Source organism: Psychrobacter communis, from assembly GCF_014836505.1.
GTDB lineage: Bacteria > Pseudomonadota > Gammaproteobacteria > Pseudomonadales > Moraxellaceae > Psychrobacter > Psychrobacter faecalis.
Genome location: NZ_JACSQR010000050.1, coordinates 1 through 11,522, shown reverse-complemented (window position 1 = coordinate 11,522; position 11,522 = coordinate 1). Strand labels below are relative to the sequence as shown.

Below are 11,522 nucleotides of genomic sequence, written 5' to 3'. Positions count from 1 at the left end.
TGCCTCAGCAGGGACAGGTAGCCACATTGTAAATAGTATCAATAAGTTACAATGTGGCTTATCCCGAACTGGGGTTATTACCAATATGGAAAATTACGACCTAAGCAGTCACTGTTCTCTATTACATACGGCGACTAACAAATGCGACAATGAATAGAATCACAGCAATAGCTAGTAGGATATAAGCAAAGTTTGCCGATAAACCAGCGACACCGCCAAAGCCTAGGAAACTTGCAATCAACGCGATTACCGCAAAAATAATGGCCCAACGAAACATAATATTCTCCTCAAATTATGGTTAGAAATTAGCTATACAGCTAGCAGTTTTGGTTGCTAATAAACTATTTATCAATCAACCGTTTTAGCACTGCACTCTTTTCTTCCTGAAAATCTTCTTTTTGTTTTGATACAACTTATTACTGCGTACGAATATAGATTAGCAATGATTTTCTCTAAAGAACGTTCATTTTGGTAATAATGTCGATAGGTTATGTAAACTTTGTAGCAAATCTTACCATTCTTAAGTTTTTTACTTGGCTTTTCAAGACTTATGTGTAGAGATAGTGAATAGTTACTTAAATTCGCTTATTTTTATGACAAAATCTGCTATAAACCTAAATCTGCTACTTTCTGCAGATTCCATATCTAATGTCAGTTGTATAATGAACAAAAACAGCTATTTAGCAATTTCACAATAATCGCTATTTAATAAGGAAAATAACTATGAATACGGAAACCTCAAACGATACAGCGACATCAAAACAAACATCAACAAATCAAGAGCCTGCAAACCCTAGTGAGAAGCGTCCTTACGCGGTAGTTTTGTATGGTGCGACCAGCTTTGTAGGTCAGATTACAGCGCACTATCTAACAGAATTTTTATCGAATGCTAAAGATAAAAATGGCGCAAACGTTACTTGGGCGATAGCTGGTCGTGATGAAGAAAAGCTCAATGAGCTACAGTCTAATCTTGCCAGCAAAGTCGATATAATCATTGCCGATAGTAACGATGCTGCTAGCCTCGATAAGATGACCAAGCAAGCCCAAGTTATTATTTCAACCGTTGGCCCTTACCTAAAATATGGGGAACCTTTGATTAAATCTTGCGCCAATCATGGTACCGATTATGTCGATCTGACTGGCGAAGCGATATTTATCAAAGATATGATGGATAAATATCAGGACGCCGCCAAGCAAAGCGGCGCGCGTATCGTCAATTCATGCGGCTTTGACTCTATTCCGTCGGATTTGGGCGTATATTTTACCCAGCAGCAAGCACAAGAAAAATTGGGTAGCACTTGCGATGTGATTCATATGCGCGTCAAAGCGGCAAAAGGTGGTCTATCTGGCGGCACAATTGCGTCGATGGCGACGATTTTTGAAGAAGTTGGTCAAGATAAATCACGCCGTAAGCAAGTAGCAAACCCTTATCTGCTCAACGATGACAAAGATGCACCAAACGTGCGTCAAGATAATGTCAGCAAGCCAGAATACGATGAAGAGCACAAACGCTGGCTGGCACCCTTTGTTATGGCCAGCATCAATACCCGTATTGTGCATCGCAGTAACCAACTGCTTGGCTATGAATACGGTCGCGACTTTAAGTATGACGAAGCCATGTGGATGAAAGACGGCTTAAAAGGTAAATTATCAAGCTACGCGATGAGCGCAGGCTTAATGGGTTTTGCCACCGCCATGATGATTAAACCAAGCCGCGAGCTGTTATCTAAACATGTGCTACCTAAATCTGGCTCAGGCCCTTCTAAAGAAGAGCAAGAAAACGGCTACTTTGATATTCGCTTGTTTGGTGAAACCGCCAACAACGATGCCATTAATACTAAAGTAACTGGAGATAAAGACCCAGGTTACGGCAGCACCTCGCGTATGTTGGCGCAAGCAGCTTTATGTCTCGCGCAAGATATTAGTAAAGACGATGTCGGTGGTGGTTTTTGGACACCTGCTTCGGCGATGGGTGATCGCTTAATTGAACGTTTAGAAGAACATTCTGGTCTCAGCTTTGAAGTAGTAGAAGATTAAAACAAGATTTAGCTCATTGAGTATGACTTTAACTAAGCCAGTAACGACCGCTTCTTGGTAGCAAGAGGCGGTTTTTTTATTGCTTATATTCTTTACCTCGTTGATCTTCAATTTTTAGACAAATGTTAATAAACGATAAAAGCGTATTTCTTTGGTAAACGATGTTGCCCCTTTGCCCTTTTTCAATACATTAAGCTACACATTTCCAGACTAATGTCACAGCCATATTGCTATAACTCACGTAGGATTGAACAGGTTATGGCACGGATTTTATAGACCAAGCCTAAGTTCAATGAGCCCAAAGAGACATATTAACAATAACTACATTAATAACAACTAAGAGGGAATGACTATGAAATTAAATCTATTAACAGCCGCAGTTTTGACATCCGGTGTCGCCATGTTTGCCAGTACCGCTAACGCCGGTATGACGACTGATAACCATGGCAACGTTGGTTATGACAGCTACGATGAATGTGTCATGGCGGTCAAAGATGGTTCGGCGAAATTTTATACGCCTTATACTTACCAAAAACCAAAGATGCAGGCAGGCGAAGTATCGATTAAAAAGATGCGTTTGTCTGAGGTTATGATTCCTCAAGCCGTGGTCAATAGTAATAATTTACAAGCCAGTGATTATTCAGCCGGTGCTTGTGATTTGGGCGTTGGACAATCAAACGGTCGTTATGGTGTTTCAGGTCCTTTAGTGGGCAAATACGTACCTATCGCTGCTGATATGCTCGTCAACGTTTATATGGACAAAGCCGGTAATCCGGTACGACTCAGCATGCAGCAGTGCGACAATCACTTTGGTGCTAAATTCCCTACCCCTGTTGTCAGCGACCCTAAAGAAACTGAAGCGCCAGCGCCAGAACCTCAAGTTGCGATCACTGAAGAGCGCAGTATGGAGCCAGTCGTTGTCGAAACTACCCGCGTTATCCGCCCTGCTAAGTACCGTGTAAAAGAAGTCATCATTGCGCCGGAAGACCAAATTAAACGCGTTAATACCGCAAGTGGTACAGCAATTGCGGTAGAAGTTGGAGCTAATCGCGCCGTCATCGTTGGTGAAGAAGCAGATAGCAGCGTCCTTGAAGATACAGAAATCAGTCAAACCTTCCCTGTGATTCGCGTGCCGGACAATAATACCCAGCAACGCGTGGTCGATCCAACAACCGGTAAATATGTGATTGTTGAATAGAATGTTGATAATTGAGTATTAACCATACGGTCTTTAAAATTAGAAAGGAAAGCAAAAAAGACATTTTGCTTTCCTTTTGTCGAGCCTGACAATAACGCTACAATAGTTGCACAAACTCACTTACAAACACCGCTCTGTGAGAGTTTTAATCGATGTGCTACTGAACCCATGGTTATTTAGTTGCTATTCTCCTATTAGATTTTTATCACTGACCCAGTTCAGCTTATAAAACTCTCTAACCAAATCAATCATGATAATCGTTCAATGGTTATCATGATTTTATTTTGTCTATAGGTTTAATGTTAGACATATTAAATATATAAATGCGAAATACTAAATAAATTGGTATAGCAATTTTTTTTTATACAACAATACTCAATATAAGCGTCAAGTTTAAAACCCCTTAAACTGACATTATAAGATTGTAAATTAAGGAATGGATTAATGAAAAAAAGTACTCTATCTTTATCGTTACTTATGGGCGCAGCGCTCACTATCCCAAGTTTGGCTATGGCAGCCCCTACTGATAGCGAAGCAGTAGAAGATGCAGCCACTGCAACCACCCTCGAAGCTGAAGGCACTCCTACAAATGAAGCCGCAACCGATCAATCTAATCCATTTCAATTAAGCGAAACTCAAACGATCAAAAGAGCACAGGTTAATAATCTTGCTAACAAACAGCCAATGACTACTGAGCTACAAGCTGAGCAAGCGACAATTCAAAATACCATGCAAGAAGACATGCAGGCACAACAAGCCGCAATGCAAAATCCAGAAGCAGCAATGCAACAACAAGCCATGCAAGATGATGAAGCAGCGATGCAACAACAAGATTTGCAGCAAGCTATGCTAGATGAAGAAGCAGCCCTACAAGAAGAAGCGTTATCAGAAAGCGAAGAAGATGCCGAGCCAACGCAAGCGCTATAAAACATAAATAGCAAAACCAATTTTAAAGAGAATCCTCCAATATATTCTCAATAAAAAAGGCAGCCATCTGGCTGCCTTTTTTGGTTAATCATTATGATAAATATTATTTTTTAGTTTTAGTAACGCCAGCTTCCTGCAACAGCGCGCCAAGCGTGCCTATTTTATTAGGTGCTTCTTTATTAGATGCTGCTGCTTTCTCCGCTCTAGGTGCTTTACGACGGTTGTTGGCATGATCTTTATCTTGACGATTGCCACGTGGTTTTGACGAACGCTTATCAGCCGCTGGACGACTATCACTTGGACGGTTGCTACGTGGACGATTGGTTTTATTCTCATTACCCGTACCTTCTGTAGTTGACTTCGCATCTGGGCGTACGGGTTTTTCAGATTCAGGCTTCATACTAAAGCCGATACGGCCGCGTTTTTCGTCGATAGAAATCACACGTACCGAGACGATATCACCGGGCTTAACGCGGTTCATCGGGTCAGCGACGAAATCATTGGCCATCTGTGAGATATGCACAAGACCATCTTGGTGGACGCCGACATCAACGAAGCAACCAAAAGCTGTCACGTTGGTAACAACACCTTCAAGCTGCATGCCCTCGCTTAAGTCTTTAATACTATTGACGTCTTCACGGAAGTTAGCCGTTTTAAACTCAGGGCGCGGATCACGAGCAGGCTTGGCAAGCTCTTCGATGATGGCTTTGACACTGATATTATCATCATTGGCAGCCAGTGCAGTGGTATCGATGCTGTTTAACACGCCATCGTTACCGATAACTTCTGGTAATGCTTTACCGGTTTGCTCAAGTAAGCTGTCAACCAGCGCATAGCTTTCTGGATGCACGCCTGTCGCATCAAGGGGATTGCTACCGCCGTGGACGCGTAAGAAACCTGCCGCTTGCTCAAAGGTTTTTACCCCTAAGCGTGGGACGTTTTTCAATGCTTCACGGTTATCAAAGGCGCCGTGCTCTTTACGATAGGTGACGATTTGCTGGGCGACATTTTTATTCAAACCCGCAATATGCGCTAAGATAGCAGGACTTGCGGTATTTACATCAACACCAACGGCGTTTACGCTGTCTTGGGTAACTTTATCTAGGCTATCTGCCAACTGGGTTTGGTTGACATCATGCTGATATTGACCAACGCCAATCGCTTTTGGGTCAACTTTAACCAATTCTGATAGCGGGTCTTGCAAGCGACGGGCAATAGAAACCGCACCGCGTACCGATACATCTAAATTGGCAAGCTCGTCACTAGCAAGCTCACTTGCCGAATAAACAGAAGCGCCTGATTCATTAACGATTACGGCTTTGGCTTTTAACTCAGCGTTGGCCGCCAAAATCTCTTTAATCATCGCGTCTGTTTCGCGGCTCGCCGTACCGTTGCCGATAGCGACCAAATCAACGCCATAAGTGCTTAATAATTCATCGATGACTTTTTTGGCTTCATCCATCTTATTATCGGGGGCAAACGGATAAACGGTGGCGACGACAGGCTTTTCTTCGCCATCTAGCATGACATGGCCTTGGGTATCAACAATCGCCATTTTAACGCCATGGCGGATACCCGGATCAACGCCTAGAATCACCTTACGGCCAGCAGGCGCTGCCATAAGTAAATGCTGTAAATTATTGGCAAATACATCAATGGCATCGGCTTCAGCGGTCAGACGTTTTTCTGTCAATAAACGATGCTCAATATGCGGACGCCATTTTTCTTTCCATAAACTGGTCGCGGCTTCTGTTAAAAACTCTTGACGTTCTGCTGGCGCTTTGGCATCAACCTCAAAGTGCTTGATGATTTTTTCGATAAATGGCGCGTCTTCGCCTTCGATTTTAAGACCTAAAACGTTTTCTTGGCGACCACGCAGCATCGCTAATAGACGATGATTTGGCAGACGCGCAAGGCTTTCACTATGTTCAAAGTAATCTTTGAACTTCTCGCCAACTTCGCGTTTTTCTTCACTAGCAACGCTCGATACAATACTCGCCGTTTTCGCAAAGCCACTGCGTAGATTATCGAGTAAGTCTAACGCTTGCGTCCATTCATCAACGATGATGGCTTGTACGCCTGCCAATTGCTTGTCGATATCGCTGAAGTCGACTTCAATCTCATTACCACTATCATCGGTAATGCTAGATTGGACTTGATAATCGGCAAGTGCTGCTGTCGGCGTAATCTCTTGCGTTAAGAGCGCTTGTGCGGCCACATCAAGACCAGCGGCGCGTGCTTTGGCCGCTGGTGAGCGGCGACGCGGACGGTATGGCAAGTAGATGTCTTCAAGCTCGAGTTTCGACGTCGCTTTATCAATACGCGTCTGCAGCTCGTCAGTCAAATTGCCCTGTGTGCTTAGCAGCTCGGTAATTTTAAGGCGACGGGTTGCCATATCACGCTCATAATTGAGCGACTTCTCTAAAGCTCGCAGCTGCGCATCGTCAAGATTTTGCGTCTTTTCTTTACGGTAACGGGCAATAAAGGGAACGGTCGCGCCTTCATCGTAAAGTTTGACAAACGCATTGACTTGAGCAGTCTTAATGCCAAGCGCGCGAGCAAGCTTGTCGTGAATATTCGCGTGTGTGGTTGCATCCAAAACCTGTGCATTTGTCGAGGTTTGAGATGGCGTTAAGGTATCAGTGCTACTCATAGACGTATCAATCGTTGAGAAATGTAGTTTTGCATTATAGCAAAAGCTGCATGAATAAAAATCCTTTTTATCTTTTCGTTATTTATCACCTGTTTTCTGGCAAAAATCGTCTGATATTGTCCGTTCTTGCGCCCTGTTAAACAAACGCATACAGCATTTAGCATTATCATTGATGCAATTATTACAGCAATCTTATACACTAAAGTCTTAATCGTACAAATATTGCAGTTTACTACTGTACTGAACACTAGTTTGTTATACTTATTGATTTTTAGCAATCGATGGAATGATTCCTAGCTAGTAACACTAATATTGTTACCTTTATGGACGCTTTTTTGAATTCTATTTTTATTAACAAAGATATTCACCCTTGTATTTTTAATCACAATTTCTACCAATAATAATTTTTATAAGAGGATGACTGTATGACAGATAACAACAGCCCTGACACCTTAAACCAGCGTATTTTGGTCGTTGATGACGATGCCCGCTTGCGCTCTTTATTGCAGCGTTTTCTAGAAGACGATGGTTTTGTCGTTCGTACGGCGCATGATGGCAATCAGATGGACAAATTGATGCAACGTGAGCTGTTCTCATTGGTGGTATTGGATTTGATGCTACCAGGCGAAGACGGTATTAGTATCTGTAAGCGTTTGCGTGAAGACAATGGCGATATACCGATCATCATGCTGACTGCTAAAGGTGGGGATGCCGATCGTATCGCTGGCCTTGAAGCCGGCGCTGATGACTATCTGCCAAAGCCATTTAACCCAAAAGAGCTACTCGCTCGTATCAAAGCGGTACTGCGTCGTCAAAATCGTGAGTTGCCGGGTGCGCCAAGTCATCAGCTTGAAGTGGTTGAGTTTGGACCGTGGACGCTTGATTTATCGACTCGTACCCTAAAACGTGATGGCAATGTGGTGACTTTAACAACCGGTGAATTCTCGGTATTAAAAGCCTTGGTGCAGCATCCGCGTGAGCCATTGACGCGTGATAAGCTGATGAATCTTGCCCGTGGCCGTGAATGGGGCGCGATGGAGCGTTCTATCGATGTGCAAGTATCACGTTTGCGCCGTTTGATTGAGGACAATCCTTCACAAGCGCGTTATATCCAAACCGTTTGGGGCGTCGGCTATGTATTCGTACCCGATGAAGCAGAAGTTGAAGCCGCTAAGAGCGAATAGGTCTAACTTTTAGTATTGAAAATATTAAATGCCATAAAAAGCCCTGCACATTGATTGCAGGGCTTTTTATTGTTCTAACTATTGGTTTAACGTTAAATATTTAGCGCATAAATCTAACGTAATTGACTGTCTTTACTACCGCGGCGATTAAAGAGCTCAGTTGCCTTTGCTTCTTTTTCAAGCTCAGACTGACAGCTAACGCAGTGCTGCACACCTGGTACCGCTATGCGCCGCGCTTCTGGAATGGGGTTACCACACTCATCACAAAACTCAGCACTTTCACCGGTCGGCAGTGCACGCCGTGCGCGCTCTAACGCATCATTAACGGTCGCATCCATTTGTTCATGCTCTGCCCCATCTCTTGACCAGCCACCTGCCATAATCGTATCCTATTTTTTATTAATAATATTTAGGCTTTAATTGATAAAAGCCTTTAATAACAAATAGATGGGGTTATAGAGCACTTATTTCAATCAATAAACGCTTTTATAAATACCATTAATAGCGATAAAAATAGTGGGCAATAAGATAGCAAATGATAATTAGCTTTTTGGTTGCAGCTCAACCACTTGACCGCGCACACCGATGCTTTCATCACTCATCAAAAACACATAGCCGCCCATAATATCTTCTGGTGTCTTTAGGCTCATCGGATTTTCACCCGGAAAAGCATGAGCACGCATATTGGTACGGGTGCCGCCAGGATTGATGCAATTGAAGCGTAAATTGGTGGTATTTTGCGTCTCTTGGGTAAATATATCACTCATGCCTTCTACCGCTTGCTTGGACAGTGCATAGGCACCCCAAAACGCGCGCGGATAGGTGCCAACGCTACTAGAAGTAAAGACGATAGAACCATGGGCGGCATCTTTAAGCAGCGGCAGTAGCGCTTGGGTGAGCATAAAGGTAGAGGTAAAGTTGACCTTCATCACTTGAGCAAACATATCGACATCGTACATCTCAAGCGGTGTCAAAGCACCTAGCATGCCAGCGTTGTGCAATACCCCATCGAGCTGTCCGACTTCTTTTGCTATCAAATTCTCTAGCGTTTGCATCTCAGCATAAGTCGCGCCTTCGAGATTCATCGGTAGCATGGCAGGCTGCTTGCCGCCAAAGCTTTCGATTTCATCATAAACGTATTCAAGTTTGCTACTGGTACGCCCTAACAATAACACCGTCGCACCATAACGGGCATAGGTCAAGGCGGCAACACGGCCGATACCATCACCAGCACCCGTGACCAAAATTGTTTTACCATCTAAGCAGTTATCAGGCGGTATAAAATTACGAATAGCGTCGTGCGATACAGATGGTACAGAATTTTGCGCAGCTGCTTGATTGGCTTGCTGCGGCGTGGGCGGATTAGTATTGTCACTCATGGCATTACTCACTGCTTATTATTTGATGATTTGATAGTAGGTTGCTTATTAGCTATCTTGATGAATGGCTTATTTGCTTTATAAGTAGTTATTTTATAAATAGTCAAACTTACCTGAAGCAAGTAAAAGCTTACTCAACTCTTTAGGGGTGTCGGTAATGTAGTCAGCACCCCATTTCTTTAAGTTTTTTTGATCTTCAGGCGGGATATAACCATAGGCAGCTAAAATGGTTGTCATACCAGCGGCGTTGCCCGCTTCGATATCGCGTATATGGTCGCCAATATAAAGCACACTTTCAGCAGCGCCGCGCGGGATAGCGAGTTTTTCCAACGCCATATACATCGGCTCTGGATCTGGCTTAGAGCGTGATACATCATCAGGACAGACCAGTACCGAGCAGCGCTCATCTAACTGCATTGTTTCTAGCAAAAGCTCTGCTAAATAGCGCGGCTTATTGGTGACAATTCCCCACGGCACGCCTTTATCCTCTAAGGTGCGCAGTACTTCTTCAAGCTCGCTAAAGACACAACTATCGACGCATATATCGGCTTCATAATCGTCTAAAAACTGCTGACGAAACTCAAGTAACTCTTCTTCACTAACCTCAATTTGGCCGTTATGACGCAACATCAAACGCACCATCGACGAAGCGCCTGCGGAAACTTGCTCACGAATCTCAGCTTCAGGTGGCGCTTGCCAATCATTCTCGCCGCTCATTTTACCAATAATTCGGACGAAATCGGCGGCAGTGTCGATTAACGTCCCATCAAGGTCGAACAAGACAGCTTTTACAAATTGACTCATAACAGGCGCTCTTAATATTAATTTAAAACATGGATTTAAAAAGTGGTTAAAAAGGAATACTCATAAAAAAAATTTACAACAGTGGTTTTTGTACCGCCATCATATAATTGACATCGACGTTTTGCGCCAACCAGTAGTGCTTGGTCAACGGATTATAATGCAGCCCAATGATATCTTGACGGCTGAAACCCGCATTTAGCGCCATTTTATCCAATTCCGCTGGGGTAATAAATTTGGCGTAATCATGGGTACCGCGATCAAGTAGACGCAATACATACTCAGCGCCAACGATGGCAAATAAGTAGGACTTAGGGTTGCGGTTAATGGTCGAGAGCACGCAAACGCCGCCTGGCGCTAGTAGCTTAAAACACGCCTCAACGATGGCAGTTGGGTCTGGTACATGCTCGAGCATCTCCATACAAGTCACCACATCGAACTGGCCGGCATGGGTTTCAGCCAATTGTTCAATCGGAATGTGCTGATAACGCAAGGTATTATCTAAATTGCTTTGCTCAGCATGCAAGGCCGCCGCTTTGAGATTTTCTGTGCCAAGGTCAATACCGGTGACATCAGCGCCGCGTCGCGCCATTGACTCTGACAAGATACCGCCGCCGCAACCGACATCAAGAACTTTTTTACCCGCCAAGCCCAATTCTGCGATTTTACTGCTATCAGCACTCATAAAGCCGTGCTTGACGTTGTCTTCTATCCAATTAAGGCGTAGCGGATTGATTTCGTGTAAGGTGGCAAAGGCGCCGGTTTTATTCCACCACTCGCTCGCCAAATTGTTGAATTTTTCTACTTCGCTGGCATCGACATTAATCGCCGTATTTTGATTGAATTCGTTAGCAACATTATTACTATTGCTCATATTGTCAGTAGGATTGTTTTGTTGATGATTCACAGGCTGCGCAGAAGGTAAAACTTGGCTCATAGGATTTTTCCTTTATTGGCATTATAGTTATTATCGGGAAGTATGATGCTACGCTCAATATTAGCATGAGAGCAGCAACTTTGTCGTGAGTACATCGTCACCGTTTGTGAAACGCGCAAATTATAGTCTTATGAGACAGCTATTTTTAAATTGAAAAAATTTGGCTTAACGACTTTGGATTGACGATCGGGCTGAAATTTATGATATAAAATAAGCGCAAAACCATAAGTAAGATACCTTAAATAATAGCTCACAGCTTTACAACCGTTAGTTAAGAATCGGGTTCACAACTATGGGCATTTTACGCTATTATAGGCAGTAGTCTATAAAAGGGTTGCAAACAGTTAAATAAAACATATACAAACCTACCTATTTATTACTATAATAGATAGATTATATCTATAAT

The 11,522-nt window shown here is 43.3% G+C and carries 10 protein-coding genes; 4 read left to right on the top strand and 6 right to left on the bottom strand.

Annotated elements, in window-relative coordinates; genetic code table 11:
* Positions 1 to 121 precede the first annotated feature (121 nt).
* Positions 122 to 277 carry a DUF1328 domain-containing protein gene (locus tag H9653_RS11740; protein ID WP_068407724.1) on the bottom strand — a complete coding sequence of 52 codons (156 nt, stop codon included), beginning with the start codon at positions 275 to 277 and terminating at the stop codon, positions 122 to 124.
* A gap of 446 nt (positions 278 to 723) precedes the next feature.
* Here H9653_RS11740 and H9653_RS11735 point away from each other — a divergent pair, with 446 nt between their 5' ends.
* From H9653_RS11735 to H9653_RS11725, 3 genes are all read left to right on the top strand, one after another.
* Positions 724 to 2,037: a saccharopine dehydrogenase family protein gene (locus tag H9653_RS11735; RefSeq protein WP_191692499.1), complete on the top strand. Its 1,314-nt coding sequence runs from the start codon at positions 724 to 726 to the stop codon at positions 2,035 to 2,037.
* Between the two features lie 352 nt (positions 2,038 to 2,389).
* Entirely contained in the window at positions 2,390 to 3,235 is an 846-nt protein-coding gene (locus tag H9653_RS11730; RefSeq protein WP_191692498.1) for a hypothetical protein, read from the top strand.
* 444 nt (positions 3,236 to 3,679) lie between these two features.
* The gene (locus tag H9653_RS11725) at positions 3,680 to 4,162 is read left to right on the top strand and encodes a hypothetical protein (RefSeq protein ID WP_191692497.1); all 483 of its coding nucleotides are present in this window, start codon (positions 3,680 to 3,682) and stop codon (positions 4,160 to 4,162) included.
* 103 nt (positions 4,163 to 4,265) lie between these two features.
* Here the strand turns inward: H9653_RS11725 and H9653_RS11720 are convergent, their stop codons facing one another.
* Positions 4,266 to 6,815, bottom strand: coding sequence for a Tex family protein (locus tag H9653_RS11720; RefSeq protein WP_191692496.1), 2,550 nt, complete (start codon positions 6,813 to 6,815; stop codon positions 4,266 to 4,268).
* 425 nt (positions 6,816 to 7,240) lie between these two features.
* Between H9653_RS11720 and ompR the strand changes: the two genes are divergently transcribed.
* On the top strand, positions 7,241 to 7,999 hold the full coding sequence (gene ompR / locus H9653_RS11715; RefSeq protein WP_068407795.1) for an osmolarity response regulator transcription factor OmpR: 759 nt from the start codon (positions 7,241 to 7,243) through the stop codon (positions 7,997 to 7,999).
* A 113-nt stretch (positions 8,000 to 8,112) separates the two neighbouring features.
* Here ompR and H9653_RS11710 read toward each other — a convergent pair whose 3' ends face one another.
* The 4 genes from H9653_RS11710 to ubiG form a co-directional block, all read right to left on the bottom strand.
* Positions 8,113 to 8,379 (bottom strand): DksA/TraR family C4-type zinc finger protein, encoded by a 267-nt coding sequence (locus H9653_RS11710; RefSeq protein ID WP_102077773.1) that lies wholly within the window; start codon positions 8,377 to 8,379, stop codon positions 8,113 to 8,115.
* A 162-nt stretch (positions 8,380 to 8,541) separates the two neighbouring features.
* On the bottom strand, positions 8,542 to 9,378 hold the full coding sequence (locus H9653_RS11705; protein ID WP_225211747.1) for a YciK family oxidoreductase: 837 nt from the start codon (positions 9,376 to 9,378) through the stop codon (positions 8,542 to 8,544).
* Between the two features lie 93 nt (positions 9,379 to 9,471).
* A complete protein-coding gene (locus tag H9653_RS11700) occupies positions 9,472 to 10,182 on the bottom strand; it encodes an HAD family hydrolase (protein ID WP_191692495.1) in 711 nt (236 codons plus the stop codon).
* 73 nt (positions 10,183 to 10,255) lie between these two features.
* A complete protein-coding gene (ubiG, locus tag H9653_RS11695; RefSeq protein WP_191692494.1) occupies positions 10,256 to 11,116 on the bottom strand; it encodes a bifunctional 2-polyprenyl-6-hydroxyphenol methylase/3-demethylubiquinol 3-O-methyltransferase UbiG in 861 nt (286 codons plus the stop codon).
* Positions 11,117 to 11,522 lie beyond the last annotated feature (406 nt).

Bases quoted from the DNA above. Each gene is read 5' to 3' on its own strand.
- H9653_RS11740 (WP_068407724.1), bottom strand. From the start codon at position 277: ATGTTTCGTTGGGCCATTATTTTTGCGGTAATCGCGTTGATTGCAAGT.
- H9653_RS11735 (WP_191692499.1), top strand. From the start codon at position 724: ATGAATACGGAAACCTCAAACGATACAGCGACATCAAAACAAACATCA.
- H9653_RS11730 (WP_191692498.1), top strand. From the start codon at position 2,390: ATGAAATTAAATCTATTAACAGCCGCAGTTTTGACATCCGGTGTCGCC.
- H9653_RS11725 (WP_191692497.1), top strand. From the start codon at position 3,680: ATGAAAAAAAGTACTCTATCTTTATCGTTACTTATGGGCGCAGCGCTC.
- H9653_RS11720 (WP_191692496.1), bottom strand. From the start codon at position 6,815: ATGAGTAGCACTGATACCTTAACGCCATCTCAAACCTCGACAAATGCA.
- ompR (WP_068407795.1), top strand. From the start codon at position 7,241: ATGACAGATAACAACAGCCCTGACACCTTAAACCAGCGTATTTTGGTC.
- H9653_RS11710 (WP_102077773.1), bottom strand. From the start codon at position 8,379: ATGGCAGGTGGCTGGTCAAGAGATGGGGCAGAGCATGAACAAATGGAT.
- H9653_RS11705 (WP_225211747.1), bottom strand. From the start codon at position 9,378: ATGAGTGACAATACTAATCCGCCCACGCCGCAGCAAGCCAATCAAGCA.
- H9653_RS11700 (WP_191692495.1), bottom strand. From the start codon at position 10,182: ATGAGTCAATTTGTAAAAGCTGTCTTGTTCGACCTTGATGGGACGTTA.
- ubiG (WP_191692494.1), bottom strand. From the start codon at position 11,116: ATGAGCCAAGTTTTACCTTCTGCGCAGCCTGTGAATCATCAACAAAAC.